18 protein-coding genes and 1 riboswitch are annotated in these 18,523 nt (G+C 59.1%); of the genes, 12 read left to right on the top strand and 6 right to left on the bottom strand.

The genetic code is table 11. The annotated features are described in order from the left end of the window. Positions 1-18: 18 nt before the first annotated feature. Together acsA and LG290_RS10835 are read right to left on the bottom strand one after the other, a co-directional pair. Positions 19-1,737: an acetate--CoA ligase gene (gene acsA, locus LG290_RS10840; protein WP_499834844.1), complete on the bottom strand. Its 1,719-nt coding sequence runs from the start codon at positions 1,735-1,737 to the stop codon at positions 19-21. Between the two features lie 382 nt (positions 1,738-2,119). Next, a complete protein-coding gene (locus tag LG290_RS10835) occupies positions 2,120-2,809 on the bottom strand; it encodes a DUF3047 domain-containing protein (RefSeq protein WP_499834842.1) in 690 nt (229 codons plus the stop codon). Between the two features lie 178 nt (positions 2,810-2,987). Here LG290_RS10835 and LG290_RS10830 point away from each other — a divergent pair, with 178 nt between their 5' ends. The 8 genes from LG290_RS10830 (at position 2,988) to LG290_RS10795 (ending at position 9,257) form a co-directional block, all read left to right on the top strand. Continuing rightward, positions 2,988-3,563 (top strand): YqaE/Pmp3 family membrane protein, encoded by a 576-nt coding sequence (locus tag LG290_RS10830; RefSeq protein WP_499834841.1) that lies wholly within the window; start codon positions 2,988-2,990, stop codon positions 3,561-3,563. Between the two features lie 97 nt (positions 3,564-3,660). After that, on the top strand, positions 3,661-4,530 hold the full coding sequence (locus LG290_RS10825; RefSeq protein WP_160419662.1) for a carboxylate/amino acid/amine transporter: 870 nt from the start codon (positions 3,661-3,663) through the stop codon (positions 4,528-4,530). A gap of 110 nt (positions 4,531-4,640) precedes the next feature. Next, the gene (locus LG290_RS10820; protein WP_160419661.1) at positions 4,641-5,576 is read left to right on the top strand and encodes an NAD(+) kinase; all 936 of its coding nucleotides are present in this window, start codon (positions 4,641-4,643) and stop codon (positions 5,574-5,576) included. A 1-nt stretch (position 5,577) separates the two neighbouring features. Continuing rightward, positions 5,578-6,564, top strand: a complete 987-nt coding sequence (locus LG290_RS10815) for a metallophosphoesterase (RefSeq protein ID WP_499834839.1) — start codon at positions 5,578-5,580, stop codon at positions 6,562-6,564. 209 nt (positions 6,565-6,773) lie between these two features. Further along, positions 6,774-7,619 (top strand): rhomboid family intramembrane serine protease, encoded by an 846-nt coding sequence (locus LG290_RS10810; protein WP_499834838.1) that lies wholly within the window; start codon positions 6,774-6,776, stop codon positions 7,617-7,619. A 15-nt stretch (positions 7,620-7,634) separates the two neighbouring features. Further along, entirely contained in the window at positions 7,635-7,919 is a 285-nt protein-coding gene (locus tag LG290_RS10805; RefSeq protein ID WP_160419658.1) for a YeaC family protein, read from the top strand. Continuing rightward, positions 7,903-8,739 (top strand): DUF2797 domain-containing protein, encoded by an 837-nt coding sequence (locus tag LG290_RS10800; protein ID WP_499834837.1) that lies wholly within the window; start codon positions 7,903-7,905, stop codon positions 8,737-8,739. Before LG290_RS10805 ends, LG290_RS10800 begins: the two co-directional genes overlap by 17 nt. Before the next feature lie 92 nt (positions 8,740-8,831). Then, on the top strand, positions 8,832-9,257 hold the full coding sequence (locus tag LG290_RS10795) for a CopD family protein (RefSeq protein ID WP_499834836.1): 426 nt from the start codon (positions 8,832-8,834) through the stop codon (positions 9,255-9,257). A gap of 63 nt (positions 9,258-9,320) precedes the next feature. Here LG290_RS10795 and LG290_RS10790 read toward each other — a convergent pair whose 3' ends face one another. Further along, positions 9,321-9,782 (bottom strand): DUF2231 domain-containing protein, encoded by a 462-nt coding sequence (locus tag LG290_RS10790; RefSeq protein ID WP_499834835.1) that lies wholly within the window; start codon positions 9,780-9,782, stop codon positions 9,321-9,323. Between the two features lie 48 nt (positions 9,783-9,830). On the opposite strand from LG290_RS10790, the gene coxB reads away from it, so the two are divergent. The 4 genes from coxB to LG290_RS10770 are packed head-to-tail and all read left to right on the top strand — an operon-like array spanning position 9,831 to position 15,995. Continuing rightward, positions 9,831-10,844 carry a cytochrome c oxidase subunit II gene (gene coxB, locus LG290_RS10785; protein WP_499834834.1) on the top strand — a complete coding sequence of 338 codons (1,014 nt, stop codon included), beginning with the start codon at positions 9,831-9,833 and terminating at the stop codon, positions 10,842-10,844. After that, positions 10,841-13,384 (top strand): cytochrome c oxidase subunit I, encoded by a 2,544-nt coding sequence (ctaD, locus tag LG290_RS10780; protein ID WP_499834833.1) that lies wholly within the window; start codon positions 10,841-10,843, stop codon positions 13,382-13,384. The genes coxB and ctaD overlap by 4 nt, the downstream gene beginning before the upstream one ends. Then, entirely contained in the window at positions 13,381-13,728 is a 348-nt protein-coding gene (locus LG290_RS10775; protein WP_499834832.1) for a hypothetical protein, read from the top strand. The genes ctaD and LG290_RS10775 overlap by 4 nt, the downstream gene beginning before the upstream one ends. Before the next feature lie 41 nt (positions 13,729-13,769). Beyond that, entirely contained in the window at positions 13,770-15,995 is a 2,226-nt protein-coding gene (locus LG290_RS10770) for a heavy metal translocating P-type ATPase (protein WP_499834831.1), read from the top strand. Between the two features lie 3 nt (positions 15,996-15,998). On the opposite strand, the gene LG290_RS10765 is transcribed toward LG290_RS10770, so the two are convergent. The 3 genes from LG290_RS10765 to LG290_RS10755 are packed head-to-tail and all read right to left on the bottom strand — an operon-like array spanning position 15,999 to position 18,026. After that, positions 15,999-16,298 carry a winged helix-turn-helix domain-containing protein gene (locus LG290_RS10765; protein ID WP_499834830.1) on the bottom strand — a complete coding sequence of 100 codons (300 nt, stop codon included), beginning with the start codon at positions 16,296-16,298 and terminating at the stop codon, positions 15,999-16,001. Between the two features lie 36 nt (positions 16,299-16,334). Then, positions 16,335-17,582 (bottom strand): extracellular catalytic domain type 1 short-chain-length polyhydroxyalkanoate depolymerase, encoded by a 1,248-nt coding sequence (locus LG290_RS10760; RefSeq protein ID WP_499834829.1) that lies wholly within the window; start codon positions 17,580-17,582, stop codon positions 16,335-16,337. Positions 17,583-17,609: 27 nt separating this feature from the next. Further along, complete coding sequence (locus LG290_RS10755; RefSeq protein ID WP_114486841.1) at positions 17,610-18,026, bottom strand: ribbon-helix-helix domain-containing protein; 417 nt, start codon at positions 18,024-18,026, stop codon at positions 17,610-17,612. 213 nt (positions 18,027-18,239) lie between these two features. Beyond that, positions 18,240-18,473, top strand: a riboswitch (cobalamin riboswitch). Positions 18,474-18,523 lie beyond the last annotated feature (50 nt).

Below are 18,523 nucleotides of genomic sequence, written 5' to 3'. Positions count from 1 at the left end.
TCCTCGTGCCGGTGCTTGTTATTCCCTGTTGCCTTCCAGGGTGGAGGTGTCGCCTTCAGGCAGGCCCAACTCGCGGGCGCGCAACAACCGGCGCATGATCTTGCCGCTGCGGGTGCGTGGCAGGTCCTCACGGAATTCGATATGGCGTGGCGCCACTGCCGGGCCCAGGCGCTTACGGGCCTGTCCCATCAGCTCCTTGCGCAGGGCCTCGTCCGGCGGGTACCCCGGCTTCAGTGAAACAAAGGCCTTCACCGTTTCCCCGGCCACCTCGTCGGGCACCCCGATGACCCCGGCCTCGGCCACCGCGGGATGCTCGAGCAGCACGCTTTCCACCTCGAAGGGGCCGATCAGGTGGCCGGAAGACTTGATCACGTCATCGTCGCGGCCGATAAACCAGAAGTAACCGTCCGCATCTCGGCGCGCCAGGTCGCCGGTAAGGTACCAGTCGCCGGAAAAACTGTTGCGGTACTTCTCTTCCTGATGCAGGTAGCCGCGAAACATTGAAGGCCAGCCCTTTTTCAGCACCAGTTCGCCGGTTTCATTGGGCTCATCAATCAGTTCGATACCATCTTCGGTCCTGCGTGCTACTGCCGCTTCGACTCCGGGAATGGGCTTGCCCATGGAGCCGGGGCGGACCTCCAAAGCGGCGTAGTTGCTGATCATGATGCCGCCGGTCTCGGTCTGCCACCAGTTGTCATGAAAGGGCAGGCCCAGCACTTTTTGCCCCCAGATCACCGCTTCGGGGTTGAGCGGCTCGCCGACGCTGGCCATGAATCGCAGCGAGGACAGGTCGTGGGCCCGGGGCAGTCCTTCCCCCAGCTTGATCAACATGCGGATTGCCGTGGGGGCGGTGTACCAGAGCGCCACTTTCTGGTTCTGGAGGATCCGATACCAGCGCTCGGCATCGAATTCGGCCTCGTCCACCACCATGGTCACACCGTTGGTCAGCGGGGCGATGATGCCGTAGGAGGTGCCGGTGACCCAGCCCGGATCCGCCGTGCACCAGTAGATGTCACCGGGATGCATGTCCAGCACATAGCGCCCGGTCATGTGATGGGTGATCACTGCATCGTGCACATGCAGCGCCCCCTTGGGCTTGCCGGTAGTGCCGCTGGTGAAATGCAGCAGGGCAGGATCTTCCGGAGCCATCGCGCGGGTGGCGTAGTCGCCGCTGGCCGCGTCCATCAATGCCGCCGCGTCCAGCGTACCTTCGGGCGCTTCGTCGAGTTCATCAATCAGCAACACATGGCGCACCGAAGGTGTGTCGGCCAGCCAGTCGGCGACCTTCTTCTGGTACAGACGCTTGCTTGTGACCAGCACTGCCGGCTCACCGATTTCCACCCGCTGGCGTATCGGTTCCGGGCCGAAGGCGGAAAACAGCGGTGTGAATACGCAACCATGCTTGAGGGTGCCGAGCACTGCTGCGTATAGGTCGGAAATGCGGTGGGCCAGGCCATAGACCCGCTCGCCGGGTTTCACCCCCAGATCCAGCAGCACATTGGCGAAGCGGTTGGCGCGCTCGTTTAGCGCCCGGTAGCTGATGTCCACCGGGGTTTCACTGTCCCGGGCCAGAAAGCGGATGGCGGTATGCTCCGCCGTTTCTGTGTCCATGTGCCTGTCGAGAGCCTCAAAGGCGATGTTGAGCCGGCCATTGCCCATCCCGGATAGCTCCTGTCGGGCCTGGTCCCAGGAAAAGTTGCTGCAGAACTGTTCGTAATCCGGAAGATTTGCCGACATCTTTTGTTTTCCCTATGGTTTCCTTTCGTCGCCGTGGCGTTCGTCGTAACCAAGTGCAAAAACATTCCTTCGCCTATCCTGATTGTTTATATTATTCACATGCTTCTTGTGTAACCAATACTCGAAAACTAAGTTGCACACCCCTTCATTTTTATTTCATCAGTCTGGTTCGCAATACTGTAGTGGTCAACTAATAACGGGAACATCTTGATGGCATCAACAGCTGTTGCTGTTCGCTCCAAGAGGAGCGCGATATAAGGGGAAGTTTCCATCTGGGAGTCTGAATTCATAGAATAACTGCAGTGCTTTGGGCCACAAGGTAGAGGCAGGAGGACCAGCGTTTTTTTGCTCTGAGTGTCGCTGCGGTTTTCCTTTCTTAGCGTCATGAAGACGGACACTTCGGCGGGGTGGGGTTGGCGGAGAAGGTGAGGCCGCTGAACCAGGCAGTGGCATTGCCGCCAGCGTTGTCGCCGTCACTCATCAGCGCCACGCCATCGATATGGTCATGGCGTTCGCCGAACAGGCGCTGGTAGTCTTCCCGTACGTTGCGTACCTCCGCGACCCACTCGCCAACCTGTTGGTCACCGCCTTGCAGCGCCAACAGCTGGGCGCGTTGGGTAAAGGCGTTGGGCCATGCCGTACTGGCTGCCTGCGTCGAAGACCACACATAGTTCACCGACTGCACCTGCCAGGGCAGGATGCCTGTCTTGTGGGCGACGTAAACCCGCGCCGGGTAGTCGTCGCCGGCTTTGGTTCTTTCGTTCAGGCCGGGATAAATGCGATCCACCTGCCAGCACCACTTGAGGTAGGGCGTCTGAGTCAGGTCGACCTCGCGCTCAAGGTAAAGCGCGGAGGCCTGCTGGTTGGCGCGCGCCTGCAAGACGGATTGGCCGTCCTTGTTGACTACGCGATACTCGGTTTCACCCTCAAAGCTGCGGGTAGGCCAGCGCTCCATGTGATACGGAGAGAAGTGCAGGTCGTCACTGCCGGTCACCGGGCTGATCACCATAGCCAACCAGGGAACAAACAGCCAGCGCAGCGAGGGTGTCAGGGAGAATCTAGAGAGTCGCATGGCAAGCTCCGGTATTAGTTGAACAGTACAGTTGGTTAGCGATTGGTTTGTGGGACCAGACTCCTGGCTTTGTATGCCGGTAATGATCGGTATTGAATTTTTATGCCGGATACGTGGTCGTTTGTGAATGATAGGGTGTTTGTCTTAATCGCTCACCTCATAAGAATCGGAGTGGCCAATGGATGCGAGAGAATATCTGAATCGAAAAGGGGTGCCTCTGGATCGCGATCCAGACAAGCCCAATACCCTGGAAGAAAAGGCCTGGGAACGTGCTCGGGGTGCCGGGCACGAGCGGCCCAAGGTCGGCACGCCGCACGACTGGGAAGAATGGGAGCGGCATCATGAGGATCTGGCCGAAGGCTCTGAAAGCCTGGAACAGAAAATCGACAAGCAAGCGCATCGTCAGGCCACTGAGCATGCTTCCGGGCAAGCCAAGCCCGAAGCAGGCAAACTCGAAGAAAATAGGCCTGAAGCAGGAAAATCCGAGACAAGCGGCAGTGGGGTAGAGCATTTCACCCCGCCACCCAAGGCAAAAAAGGTGGATGCTCCTCCCGCCGCTGAGCCGCCATCATCCCCCGCAACGCCGGCGCTGAAAACGGCGTATTACGTCCTGGCCGTGCTGTTGCCGCCCTTGGCCTTGGCGCTTTCTGGCGCCGGGGGGCGGCGTATTGCGTTGGGGGTGCTGTTGACGCTGGCCGGTTGGTTGCCGGGCGTCATATTGGCGTTGGTCTGGTTGCGTCGCCGTTTTCCATGAATTCAGGGCAGTAAACTGACTGCCAATAAACGCCCTTGGCAAGCCCGCTGCAGTGCGTATAATCCCGGTAAACTATTTTAATGAAAGAGGTTTACCAATGGGGTATCTGGTCGGCGTTACACTGCTGTGGGCGTTTTCGTTCTCCTTGATCGGGGTGTATCTCGCCGGGCAGGTGGATAGCTATTTTGCGGTGCTGTTACGCATCAGTCTAGCGACATTGGTGTTCCTGCCGTTCCTGCGGCCTAGCCTGCTGCGTGGCAGGCAGCGGCTAGCACTGATGGCACTCGGGGCACTTCAGCTGGGCGTGATGTATATCTTTTTCTATCAGTCATTTCTGCTGCTCTCAGTACCCGAGGTGCTGCTGTTCACCATCTTCACGCCAATCTATATCGCCTTGCTCGACGACATGCTGTTCGGGCGCTTCACCCCGATGTATCTGGTTACCGCACTATTGGCGGTCATCGGCGCCGGTGTGATTCGTTACGATGGCATCGATAGTGGCTTTTGGTTGGGGTTCCTCGTGGTACAAGGGGCCAATCTGTGCTTCGCCCTGGGGCAGGTCGGCTATCGCCGATTGGCTTCTGATTTACCGGCGTCGTTGCCCTGGCATAACGTCTTCGGCTGGTTTTTCATCGGGGCGTTAATGGTCGCGGTACCGGCCTTCCTGTTATTGGGCAATAGCACGGCCTTGCCGACCACCGCCGTGCAGTGGTCGGTATTGGTCTGGCTTGGGCTGGCGGCGTCCGGGGTGGGCTACTTTGCCTGGAACCGGGGAGCTACCAAGGTGGATGCGGGAACCCTGGCGGTCATGAACAATGCCTTGATTCCCGCCGGGCTGGTCGTCAACCTGCTGATCTGGAACCGCGAGGCTGAGCTGGGGCGCTTGCTGCTCGGGGCTTTGATCATGGCGGCTTCGTTGTGGCTCAATCATTGGTGGTTACAGCGCAGAGCCACCAGCCCGGCCTGAGCCTTTCAGGCAATGAGACGCTGAGACAGTGAGATGATGAGGCGCCGGGCGTGTTTGCTCGTCGCCTCGGCTGTGCGCATAATGACCGCTGATTCGCGAGAGAGCCGCGCATGACCGAAAACGTAAACAAAACACCGGTTTCAGGTTCATCCACCCATGGTGCCGCACGTCCTTTTGCCACCATCGGCTTGATCGGGCGCCTGGGCAGCACCAAGGTGGTCGATTCGCTCAACCGCCTGGTGAATTTCCTTGTGCAGCAAGACTACAAGGTGATCGTCGAGGATCGCACCGCAACCGTGATCCCCGACCATGGCCAGCCGGAAGCCAGCCGACGCATGCTCGGCCAGCTGTGTGATCTGGTGATTGTGGTCGGCGGTGACGGTAGCTTTCTGGGGGCGGCGCGTACGCTATGTCACACCGGTACCTTGATGCTCGGCGTCAACCGTGGTCGGCTGGGATTTCTGACCGATATTTCTCCCGATGAGCTGGAAACCCGCGTGGGCGAGGTGCTCGCAGGGCGCTATGAACTCGAAGAGCGCTTTCTGCTCGAGGCGGAGCTTTACCGTAACGGCGTTGCTGTGGGTAACGGTGAGGCCTTGAACGAGGTGGTAGTTCATCCTGGAAAAGCCGTGCGGATGATCGAGTTCGAACTGTTCATCGACGGCCATTTCGTTTACAGCCAGCGCAGCGATGGCTTGATCATCGCCACGCCCACCGGCTCCACGGCCTATGCGCTGTCTGGGGGCGGCCCCATCATGCATCCCAAGCTGGATGTAGTGACGTTGGTGCCCATGTTCCCGCACACGTTGTCCAGCCGCCCCATCGTGATAGATGCGGCCAGTGAAATTCGGATACATATCGGGGAAACCAACCAGACCTACCCCCATGTCAGCTGTGACGGCCAGACCCGTGCCGTGGCCAAGCCCGACGATGTCCTGGTGATACGGCGCAAGCCGCAGCGGGTCCAGATGGTGCATCCCATTGGGCATAATTATTATGAAGTCCTGCGCAGCAAGCTGGGCTGGGGTCATCGCCTGGGGGACTGATATGCAAGGCTATGACTTGATCGGCGACGTTCACGGCTGCGGTGCCACCCTGGCGGCGCTGCTCGAAAAGCTCGGCTATCACCAGCGCAACGGCGTCTACCGTCACCCAAGGCGTAAAGTGATCTTTCTGGGAGATCTGATCGATCGCGGGCCGCGCATCCGGCTGGCGGTCAACATCGCTCGGCGCATGGTGGAAGAGGGCGAAGCCCATATCGTCATGGGCAACCACGAATACAACGCCCTGGCCTATTACCATCCGGCACCGGTTGGCAGTGGACAGCGCTGGTTGCGTGAGCATAGCCCTCGGCATAACCGGATTATCCAGGAAACCTTGACGCAGTACCGCGACTACCCCAGTGAATGGGAAAACAACCTGGCCTGGTTCATGCAAATGCCGCTATGCCTGGAACTGGACGGCCTTCGGGTGGTGCATGCCTGCTGGGACGAGGCGTTGATCGAGCAACTCTACCAGCGCTTGCCCGACGCCCGCATGACGCCGGAGTTTCTGGTGGAATCCACCGACCCGGATACACAGGCATACCGCATTCTGGACCGGCTTACCCGGGGCACTTCGATTCCCTTGCCGGAAGGCGTTCATATTCATTCTGGTGACGGCTTTACCCGGCGCAGTTTTCGAGCGCATTTCTGGGCCAGGCAGCCGCAAACGTTGGGGGATGTGGTGTTTCAGCCGGACAACTTGCCGGGCGATCTCGAACAGCGTCCCTTGTCGCCCAGCGAAGTGGCGCGCCTGAGTTATTATGGGCCTGATAAGCCACCGCTTTTCATCGGCCATTATTGGTGCGAAGGCATTCCCGCCTTGCCTAGCGCCAATATTGCCTGTCTGGATTATAGTGCGGTCAAATACGGGCGTCTGGTAGCCTATCGCTGGAGTGGCGAGCAACGCTTGAATGCCGATCATTTCGTCTGGATTCCTGTTCCTCAGGAAATAAATGACCAGCCGCGACCCTGGGAAATCGACTTCGAATGACTTTTTTATCGCATGAATTTTTTATCGACAGGTGGAACTTACCCAATGAGACACAATCAGAGTAAGTGTTCCCTTGAATGATCCCTTGCTTAGATCCCGGCGGTTCCCTCCGCCGGTTTTTTTTCGTGTCTGTCATTTGTGGGGCCGGTAAGCCACCATACAGTCAAATCAGGGATAAACGCCGTCTAACGGCATTGAATGGAGACACTATGCATCCTGTGATGCTTCTGCCTCATGATGCGGATACTCGCACCTTGCGCCAGGCGTTGTGGAAACGGCGCATCGGCCATCGTATTACTCAGGAAGCCGATGGACAGCTGATCTGGGTGGCCGACCCCACGCAATATGATGAGTTACGAAGCCTTGTACAGCGCTGGCAAAGCGGGGCGTCTCTGGAACTGCCTCAGCGCCGCAAAAGGCACTCCACACAAGCGGTCTGGCCCATATTACGCCGAGTGCCGGTGACGGCTTCCATAATAGCGATAAGCTTGCTGGTGTTTGCCCTGACAGGTCTTTTCGGCGACCTGTTGATCGTCAGCTTGACCATCGTGCCGGTGGGTATTGCCAATGGCCAGCTGGCGTTCGGTTCCTTGAGCGAAATGCTGGGCTCGGGCCAGGTATGGCGGCTGTTGTCACCGGCATTCTTGCATTTCGGCTGGATGCACCTGATTTTCAATCTGATGTGGGTGTGGTACTTCGGTCGTCAGATAGAGTTATTGCAAGGTAGCCGCATGATGTTGCTGCTGTTGGTTGTCGCGGGCATCGGCGCTAACCTGGCTCAGTATGTCACCGGCACGGTACTGTTTGGCGGCATGTCCGGGGTGGTGTATGCCCTCCTGGGACATGTATGGCTGATGTCGCGGCGGGCACCCCAAAGCGGATTCTTCGTTCCCCAGATGCTGGTGGTGTTCATGCTCGGTTGGATGGTTTTCACCATGACCGACATGGCCGGTGCCATCGGCTTCGGAAATGTCGCCAACGAGGCGCATTTAGGCGGATTGATCGTGGGCCTGGCCAGCGGCTGGTATTATTCTTCACGACGTTTGAAATCTTGATCTCAGGAGCCCGCCATGAGCGACATGACATTCGATAAAATGATCAGCCAGATGACCCCGGCGATCTATGAAAGCCTGAAACAATCGGTCGCCCTGCGCAAATGGCCGGATGGCCGCCGTTTGACGCCCGAACAGACCGAACTTTGCCTGGAAGCGGTGATGCGCTTCGAGGCGGAAAACAACGTTCCGGAAGATCAGCGCGTTGGCTATCTGGAACATCGCACCTGTGGCGCCGCCGCAAGCGGTGCGGATGTTTCGCCGGAAATGACCGGTCTGGGACAGGATGTCGGTCGTGGCTGAAGGAGTTCGCGGCTGTTTAACGAAGATGGCTGCTCAGGTGAGCGCGCAAGGGGAGGTGACTTATACCTTACGCGCTGGCGAGCACGAGCTTTCACTTAATGAGCGTATCGGCTTACCGCTGTCCATTCAGTGGACCGGCGCGATCGCCTGCACCCATTGCGGACGCGCGACACGCAAAAGCTTTGCTCAGGGCCATTGTTACCCTTGTTTCAAGCGTTTGGCCCAGTGCGACACCTGCATCGTCAAACCCGAAACCTGCCATTTCTTCCAAGGCACTTGCCGGGAGCCGCAGTGGGGCGAAAAGCACTGCTTTCAACCGCATGTGGTATATCTGGCCAATTCCTCGGGCCTCAAGGTGGGTATCACGCGCAACACCCAAGTGCCTACCCGCTGGATGGATCAGGGCGCTATCCAGGCATTGCCGATCCTTGAAGTGGATACACGTTTGCAGTCGGGGCAGGTGGAAATGTTGTTCAAGGAACAGGTGGCCGATCGGACCAACTGGCGCGCCATGCTGAAAGGGCAGGTGCCTCCCCTCGATTTGCAAGAAGAACGCGACCGCTTGTTGATCGGCTTGGAGAGCGGTTTGAGCGATCTGAGTGAGCAGTTCGGCGAAGGCGCCCTGCGCCGATTGAACGGTCCCGTGCAGCATTTCACTTACCCGGTACACACATTTCCTCAAAAAGTCGTATCGCATAATCTCGATAAAAAACCGCTGGTGAGCGGTACGCTGATGGGCATCAAAGGGCAATATCTGATGCTGGATAGCGGCGTGATCAACCTGCGCAAGTACACCGGCTATGAAGTGGCGATTCAATAGGTGGACTGGTCAGTCGGCGGCAACCTGCTAAGGTAAAAGAATCACTTTTTGCTGAGAGCGGTTTATGGGTTTGTCGATGCAAGGATGCTGCAATGCCTTGGCTTAAACTACTGCATATCATTGCATTAGTGATTTGGTGCGGCTCGTTGCTGTATCTTCCCGCCCTCATCATCCAGTCATCGCGAGCCCGCCCAGATGCGGGCTTTGCCCAGAACGCTCCATTGATGCCGCGCTTTTTCTTCATTTCAACCGCCACGCCCGCCGCCTTGGTCGCCATCGTTACCGGGACTGTGTTGTTCTTGTTGCATCATCAAACGGGAGGCTGGCTGGTCTTCAAGTTGTTTGCGGTCATGGGGATGGTGGCTGCCCATGGCGGGCTGGGCTGGTTGATTACCCGGCTGGAAAACGGGCGCACGCTAGGTACCACGGTGGGCAGTGTTTTCTTTGCTCTGCTAGCCGTGTCAGCCATCGTGACGGTACTGACGCTGGTCTTGGCCAAACCCATGGATTGGAGTTGAGCCGCCATGTTGAAGCCAGCGACATCTCTTCCGCATGAGGAAGGAAATTCATCGCCTGCATCATCATTTTTCGACCTGCACCCCTACCGCATGTTCGTACACCAAGTGCCCCCCAAGCAGGCCTGCAGCGGCGATCATGCCAGCTGTCATCAGCGAAATCGCCAATCCCCATGGCAGGATGATCTCCGGATCATTGATTCGCAACAGCCAGTTGAACGACGCCAACGACAACATCATCACCGCGATGAGGGCGTGATTCCAGCCGGTTATCTTGGAACGAATTTTCTTGACCGTGATCAGGTCGACAATTCCCGCCAGGCTGGCCAGCCAGCCTCCGAAAGCGCCCACGCCGGCGAGCCACACGCCGGCGCGAACCCAGAACGGGTCCTGGGTGTAGAGATACCCCAGGTCACTCGCCACCAGCGCGATCAACGCCGCCACCGGAAAGTGAATCATCAAGGGATGAAGCGGATGGCCTGCAATGGCCGCGTGGCTTTTGATGCTACGTTGTTTCACTTCTGCCATGATCCTCTCCTGTGTCTGACGTCTATAGGGTGGATGAGAGTATGGTTGATGCCGGCCTTGTTGGCAGTCTTGTTGACCGGCTGTGCCGGGGACAAGTCGATTCTCGACCCTGCCGGGCGGGCGGCCGCCGATGTCGCCCTGGTATGGTGGGGAATGGCGGGATTTTTCAGCCTTGTTTTGATCATGGTGGTGGCCTTGGGGCTTTATAGCTTTCGCCGGCGTTCGAGGCCGAAACTTTCGACGCTTGAGGAAAAGCGCTTGGCTCGGCGATTCATTCTCGGCGGTGGCGTCTTGTTACCGGTCGCAACCATTGGGGTGCTGCTGATTTTCGGCGTGCCGGCCGGTCAGCGAATGTTGCCGGTACCGCTGGGCACCCCGCCCGATGTCATCCAGGTTACCGGCCACCAATGGTGGTGGGAGGTTCGCTATCAGGACGCGGAGGGCGGTGAAGTCGTCACTGCCAACCAACTGGTGATACCGGCGGGTGAACAGGTGGATTTCCACGTCACCGGGGCGGATGTGATCCATTCGTTCTGGATCCCGCGATTGGGCGGCAAGATCGACATGATCCCCGGCCACATCAATCGCATACGCCTGGAGGCGGATAGACCGGGTGTTTTCGGTGCCCAGTGCGCCGAATTCTGCGGCACCCAGCATGCCCACATGCAGTTGCATGTGGAGGCGATGGAGCGCAGCGATTACGAGGCCTGGCTCGCCGAGCGTCAAGCGCCGGCGCTGGAAGCCTTGGCCGTGCAATCCGACACCCATGCACCCGCGCGTGAGCTCTTCGGCGAATATTGCGCCGGTTGTCACCGTGTGGCGGGATTGACCGTGCCCGACTCGCAATGGGAGCTTGCGCCTATTCAAGGGCCGGATCTTTCGGATATTGGCGCACGGCCCACCCTGGGGGCTGGGGTACTGGCCATGGAGGAAGGTGCCATCGGCTATTGGCTGGAGCATCATCAACAGCTCAAGCCGGGCAATCGTATGCCCGCGCATGTGGCGCTTGAACCCCCGGCATTGCAAGCCATCGGCGACTGGCTGGAGACGCTAAGCCCATGAACGCTAGCTCTCAAGATAGCTCACAGGAAACCACCCCTGAAGGTGCCCGGCGTTTGATCCAGGACCTGGAGTCAGTCTGGGCGAATCCACGCGGTCTAGGCGCATTGACCATCGTCAACCACACCACCGTAGGGATGCGCTTCATGCTGACCGGCATGGCGTTTTTTCTGGTGGGTGGGGTATTGGCCATGTTGATACGCTCTCAGCTGGCGTTTTCGGGGCAGAACTTCATGGCGCCGGAAATTTATAATCAGGTCGTCACCATGCATGGAACGGTGATGATGTTCCTGTTTGCCATTCCCATCCTGGAAGGGCTGGCGATCTACATGATTCCCAAGATGATCGGTGCACGGGATCTGGTGTGCCCGCGTCTATCCGCCTTTGGGTATTGGTGCTATCTGTTCGGTGGGCTGATTCTGCTTTCCAGTCTGTTCATGGAGATGGCGCCGTCAAGCGGCTGGTTCATGTACACCCCGCTGAGTAGCAAGGTCTACTCGCCGGGGCTGGGCTCGGACTTCTGGTTGCTGGGGATCACCTTCGTCGAAATATCGGCGCTTTCCGCCGGTGTCGAATTGGTGGTGTCGATTCTGCGTACCCGCACACAAGGCATGGCGCTGCACAAGATGCCGCTATTCGCCTGGTACATCCTGGCGATGGCCATGATGATCGTGGTGGGGTTTCCGCCATTGATTCTGGGAAGCGTGCTGCTGGAGCTGGAACGTGCCGTAGGCATGCCATTTTTCGACGTCGCGGGCGGCGGTGACCCCATTCTTTGGCAACATTTGTTCTGGCTGTTCGGCCATCCGGAGGTCTACATCATTTTCCTGCCGGGAGCGGGAATTGTGTCGACCTTGATTCCGGTTTTCGCAGGACGCCCCATTGTGGGTTACGGCTGGGCGGTGTTTGCGGTTATCACCACTGGTTTCATTAGCTTCGGGCTCTGGGTGCACCATATGTTCACGGTGGGCATGCCGCAGCTGGCCCAGACCTTCTTTTCCGCCGCCAGCATGTTGGTGGCGGTGCCGACGGGTATTCAGATATTTCTGTGGCTGGCGACATTGTGGCTGGGCAAGCCGCGATTGCAGGTGCCCATGCTGTGGATTTTCGGGTTTCTGTTTGTCTTTGTATTGGGTGGTTTGACCGGGGTGATGCTGGCGCTGGTGCCTTTCAATTGGCAAGTCCACGATACGCACTTCGTGGTGGCCCACATGCATTATGTGCTGGTGGGCGGCATGTTCTTTCCCTTGATCGGCGGGCTGTATTATTGGCTGCCGTTGTTTTCCGGGCGCATGCCTTCACAAACGCTGGGGAAATGGGGCTTCTGGCTGACGTTTCTGGGCTTCAACGGCACCTTTTTGATCATGCACTGGACCGGGCTTCTGGGCATGCCGCGGCGGGTATATACCTACGGCGCCGATGAAGGCTGGCAGTTGTTCAATCTTATCTCCTCGGTAAGTAGTTTCCTGATGGCCATGGGAATCGCCATGATTCTGGTGGACATCATGTTGCACTTTCGCTTCGGCAAACCGGCCAGGCAAAACCCCTGGAATGCTGACACCCTGGAATGGGCGACTTCCATGCCGCCCAGCCCGTATAACTTCGTCAGCTTGCCCAAGGTCGAAACCCGCCATCCGCTGTGGGAATATCCGCAACTTCCGCGCACTATCGCCGAAGGCCGCCATGGCCTGGCAGCGGCCTTTCATGGACGTCGTGAAATATGGGGAACCGATCCCTTGACCGGCAAGTTGCGCGAAGTGATCCATATACCTACCAATTCCTGGTGGCCCTTGTTCGCCGCCCTGGCCTTGGCGGTGGTATGTATCAGCCTGTTGCTGCGCTGGTATCCGCTGGCGGGCATAGCCGTTCTGGTCGCGGCCGGCTTCTTGCTGCGTTGGTCCTGGGAGAACGGCGCTCACCCCAGGGCGGCGCCGGATACCCGTGACCAGCCCGGCAATCCGCCGCTTCACTCCCGCACCATGGACGGCCCCGGCGTCTGGACCATGGGGGTGGCCTTGCTGGCCAATGGGGCCTTCTTTCTTTCATTGTTATTCGGGTGGTTCTATCTCTGGACGATTTCACCCGAGTGGAGCATGCCACCTGAATCACCGCTTTCACTCACGCTTCTTCTGTTGGCCGGACTGGCGTCGAGTGCCGGCTGGTTGTGGCTGGAACGCTGCGTACGCAATCTTCGCCGTCGCAAAGGGGCTGGCCTGGCCAAAGGCCTGTACTTGATCAGTGCCCTGGGGGCTGTTCAGCTTGGCCTGCTGGTATGGGTGCTGGTGCTGGCTGAGCTGGACGTGACCGCCACTGCGCATGATGCCGTGCTGATGGTCAGCCTGGTCTATGTGATGCTGCACACTGGCTTTGGTGCGGTACTCACGCTATTGCAAGGCCTGCGTGTGGGTTACGGTTATGTGGGGGTGGAAGCTCCCCTGGAACCCGTGGTGGTCAGACTTCTATGGCGTTATAACTTGGGAGTTTACTGGATAGTCGTGGTTTCCCTGGCGGTACTTCCCAGAATGATAGGAGGGACCACATGAGGCAAACACTCTGGACGCACCCTATCCATTTGGTCGTGGGCCTGACGCTGTGGAGTGTATGGTTTGTGGCCATGTATGGCGGGCTGTCGGTGGTCTGTGCAATAGCGCCTCCCGATCCCGAGCAGGGTCCGCTTACTCTGCTCAACGCTGGTCTTGCTCTATTGATCCTGATAACCGTCGCCTTCTTGGCATGGCTGGCCTGGAAATGCTTTCACGCCTCGCAACAGGCAACTATGCGAGCCGCGCGCTTTTGCGCCATTGTGTCCGCGGGGCTTTATGTGGCTTCCATGGTTGCGGTGCTGTTTGTGGGCGTACCGGTGCTTGGCTTGCCACCCTGTGTCTAACGACTCTTGTCACGCTTCTGCGTAGGGCTGTCACCCACTGAATGAATACTCCTCTTTCGCCCGAACCTGATGCAAAGCCCACCGCAAGCCAGGAGGCACTCTTTTCTCTTGGTGGCATGTGGTGCAGCAGCTGCGCCCTGGCTATCGAGGCGCGGCTGCAACGCCTTCCCGAGGTGGCGGCGGCCAGCGTGCATTACCCCAGTGCGAGCCTTTGGGTCAGAGGGAGAGCGTCAGCTAAAATCTCGGGCATCAGCCTGGAAGCCCTGGCGCCGGTGGTGCGCCGCCTGGGCTATTCGCTAGGCTTGCCTGAGACTACTCTCGACGCCCATGCGCGGCTGGAAAAAGAAAGCCGTTATCTGGCGTTACGCCTGATGGTGGCGGCCATCTTCGGTATGTGGACGATGCTGGCATCGCTGTTGATTTATGCCGAGGCGGTATCTTCAGCCGAGATCGAGTACGTTCTGGCCTGGGTCTCGGGCGCATTCTCCTTGCCGGTGGTGCTATTTTCCGGCGTGCCGTTTTACCGCGCCGGATGGCGCACCTTGCGCGCCCGAAAACCCGGTATGGACGTTCTGGTGAGCCTGGGTGTCTGGGGTGCCGTAGTCGTTTCGCTGGGTCTTTTGGCGCGTGGCTCGGCCGAGGTGTATTTCGATACCGCGGTGATGTTGATTGGGTTGCTGTTGGTGGGACGCTTGGTGGATACCCTGTGTCGTCATCGCGGGCTGCGCGCCCTGGATGCCTTGGCGTTGCCGGAAATGACGGTGACTTGCTGGGAGCAGGGACATGGGGAGCAGGAGCGTGCGCGAAGTGAGGTGCCGCGCAATGCCAGAATTCGCGTGGACAAGGGCGCCACCCTTCCTCTGGATGGCTATGTCGAAGACTCGCCCGCCTGGGTCGATCTGGCTCCCTTGACTGGCGAAAGCGTGCCCCGCCGTTTGCCGCCCGGCACCGCCCTCCATGCAGGTTGTCGCAACCTGGGCGCTGATTTGATGATGCGGGTCAGTGCGGTGGCGGGGGAGTGTCGGCTGGATCGCATGCGCGAACAGATGCGTTTTCATCAGGCGCGCAAAGGCGAGCTGCAGCGGTTGGCCGACCGCTTCGCCGCCTGGTTGAGTCCGGTGGCACTGGTACTGGCCGTCGCAACCTTGTGCGTGGCGGTATTGGTCGGGGTACCATGGGAAGACGCCATGGTGCGAGCGCTTTCCGTGCTGGTTGTGGCCTGTCCCTGTGCCGTGGGGCTGGCGGTTCCTTTGGCGAGTCTCGCGGGCAGCAGCGCCGCCCTGGGGCAGGGCGTGGTGCTGCGCGACCCGGCTAGCTTTGAAACCCTGGCCGAGGTGCGCTCGGTGGCTTTCGACAAGACCGGCACCCTGACGCCGGGTTTGCCCGAGGCAATCTCGTTCAATGCGGCGCGAACTGTATCGGCAGAGGAATTGAACACATTGCTGGCCGCCGCCACGCAACGCAGTGAGCATCCACTTGCCCAGGCCTTGGGGCGCTGGGCCGAGCAGGGTAGCCAAGACGTGAATATGGCGAGTGAAACCACCGAGGAAATTCCCGGCCAGGGGCGCTACGTGCGCCTGAAGGATGGCCGCGAGCTTTACCTGGGTAGCTGCGCCTGGTTGAAAGCCAATGGCATCACGGTGCCGGATAGCCAGGCGATTGCCCACCCCGACAACTCGGAAGTGATGTTGGGGTGTGACGGACAATGGCTGGCAAGCTTTTATCTGGGGGAGCAGCCTTTGCCGGATGCGCATGCAACCTTGGCCGGACTGCGCCGCGAGGGGTATCTGCTTGCCCTGATCAGTGGTGACAGAGCGGGGCCGGCCATGGCGTTAGGCAAAGCCGTAGGATTTAAGCCAGGCGAGTGCTATCCGGGGCGTTCGCCCGAAGCCAAGGCGCGGTTGCTGCAAGGTTTGCCATCGCCGACGCTGTACGTCGGCGATGGCATCAACGATGCGCTGGGGTTGGCCGGTGCCGGGGTGGGAGTTGCCTCTCTGAACGCTGGTGATGCCGCCCGGGAAGGGGCTGCGGTTCAGCTGATGCGTCCGGGCATTGCGGGGGTCGCCCAGGCGCTGCGCATTGCAAGGCGCAGCCGCCGGGTAATGCGACAGAACCTGGTGTTTTCCGGGCTTTACAATGGCTTGGCGCTGGCGCTGGTCATCCTGATGCCCATACCGCCGTTGATGGCAGTATTGGCAATGGTGGCAAGCTCCTTGAGCGTGACCTTGAATGCCGCGCGCCTGGCTTGGCGCGAAGAAGGCAATTGACCGCTAATCATAACCCAGAACGGCTTTTAGCCGGTCGGCATGGTTGGCCACCCACTGCTTGTCGATAGGCCCCCAGTCGCGAATCCGGTACTGGCCTATATTGTGGCGTTCCCCAACGTCTTTCTCGAATTCACAGACGATGTCCAGTTCGGCCAGGGAGGTGATGGTGTCCTGGGCGGTGCGTCTCGGCATTCCTGTCGCCTCGATCAAGGCCGGAACACTGGCGGTGCCTTGATCGATCATGTAGGCAACGTAGAGCCGCCGGTAAAAGCTGGATTTGGTTTTGCTTAACGTGGCGATCATTGCGCGGCTCTCCAGGTGGGTGGTCTCGTCCAGGGTTTATTGTTTGGCATGGGCGTAGAAAAAGCGCAGCATTTCGCCGGTGGCATCGGGGCCCTTGGGGTCGGTGTAGGAGCCCTGCAAGCTGCCCCCCGACCAGGCATGACCGGCACCGTGAATCTGCCACTGCTCCAGGCAGGGTTTACCCTTGGCGTCAAAGTGAATGGTATGTGTATAAGCATGGCCGTTGGCAACCCGGCCAGCTTCCACCTTTACATTGTCACGCTGGTTGGCCGCCTTTACGCCATATTGCACGGCAACTCGCTCCGCATTGGATGGATGCACGGTGGTGTCGCGGTCGCCATGGAATATCACTGCAGGCACAGGGGATGACCAGGTGGACGTCGTCGTGGGGTTGGCATTGGCCAAGGGGCCGGTGCCGCCTTGCATCACCCCGAACGCCGAGGGCAAATCCTGGGCAACCCCATGCGGCAGCCCCGAATGCACGCCCACCGCGGCGTAAAGATCCGAATGGGTCATGGCAAGCGTTGTCGCCATGGCGCCCCCGGCTGATAAACCGGCCACGTAGACCCGTTTGGGGTCGAGGTGATGCGCTTCGATGATCTGGCGGGTCATTCCGGCAAGGATCGCAGGCTCGCCTCCGTCGCGCTGCTGATCGGAAGTCTTGAACCAGTTCCAGCACTTGTTGGTATTGGCGCTGGCGGGTTGGGCGGGGTAGAGCACGCAGCATAGTTGCTCTTCAGCCAAGCGGTTCATGTCCGTGCCCTTGGCAAAATCATCCGGATCCTGGGTGCAGCCGTGGAGCATGACCACCAGCGGCAAGGGCTGGCCGGTATAGCCGCTAGGAATATACAGCTTGTAGCGGCGCGACCCCACGGCGCTCTTGTAGGTGCCGTTGGTGAATTTACCCGGGGCGGGCGGGCTGTCCGGCTCGGCGTTGGCGTTGATGTTGATGTTGAGATTAGTGAAGGCTGAGGACCAGCTTTTCGCTGTTGCGGTTGGCTTTGGCTCGGCTGTTTTCCACTGCTTGGGCTCGGCCGTTTTCCACTGCCTGGCCTTGGGTTGAGCATCTTGCTTCTCATCCACCACCTCACAGGTGCCTTCTATGGTCTCTCCCTGAATGGGCTCTCCGGTTGTCTTTGCGCTATTGGCGGCCCGGGAAGCGTAAGCGTCGCCGGGTACGCCGTCCATCGAGCCCTGGATCAATGCCATTGCTTCATCGAGCCTTCCCGCCTGAGTAAGGCGGGTGGCTTCACGCATTTTTTCCGACATCATGGGGTTATTCATTGAGTTATCCTTGTCGCCTTGGCGACATCAATGGATCCGGTCCGCCAAGGCGGACTTGACGGCGGCACTGGCGTGCAAGGCACCCAGCACCACCACCGAATCGATAGTGGCAAGCGCCAGCTGCGGGGAAACGTCCTCGGCAATGCTGGCAAGCCCCAATACCTGGATTTGCAGCTTTTCTCCGGCGGCTTGTAACGCCTCGAGATCGCTGCGGCTGTAATGCTGCATGCCCAGCACGAAGGTCTTGCGGGCCACGGTTTCCTTGACCACTTCCGCATGGGTAGCCAGCTGGTTGCGGATCGCCGTGCGAATCAGATCGGTACGGTTGGAATAGAAGCCTTCCTGTACCAGCAGATCGATCTGGCCCAGGTCGACCACCCCAAGGTTGATGGTGATCTTTTCGCTGGTATCGCCGGGTTTGCGGCGTAATTCGTGTACGGCCATGGAGTTTCCTCTGAAGGTAATATCGGGTGGATGGAATCCACTCGCCATCCATATGGATGTTATATTGGGCCAGGGTGGACATTTGTCAAGCTATAAAAATGCCGCGGGTTACGCTGATAAACCTGGTGCCCATACCATGGGTTGCCCAAGCGCCTGGGATGAAAGCATCGGGTTACCCGAGATGCGTCATTGACCTTCCCGGGCCGGGTTGCTAATTTACGCCTTCTCTCAGGTGCTGGTGGCAATCAAGTTGTCGTCAGTGAAACGGGAAGTCGGTGCGCTTTTTGAACGCTATTCCGACGCTGCCCCCGCAACGGTGATCGAGACAAGAACGGCTCTTACGCCACTGTGCCGCGTGCACGGGAAGGCAGCCGTTCGGAAAGCCGGGTCTTTCAAACCCTGCTTTCGCTCGTCAGCCCGGAGACCGGCCCGAGAGTTCAATGCCGGGTTGCGGTGGGCGACGTTGAGGCGGGGCAGGCGTCGCTGTTTTATTTTTT

The organism is Halomonas sediminis, from assembly GCF_044871105.1.
Classification (GTDB): domain Bacteria; phylum Pseudomonadota; class Gammaproteobacteria; order Pseudomonadales; family Halomonadaceae; genus Vreelandella; species Vreelandella zhuhanensis.
Note: the sequence above shows the minus strand (reverse complement) of the source record. Positions and strands in the feature narration are given on the sequence as shown.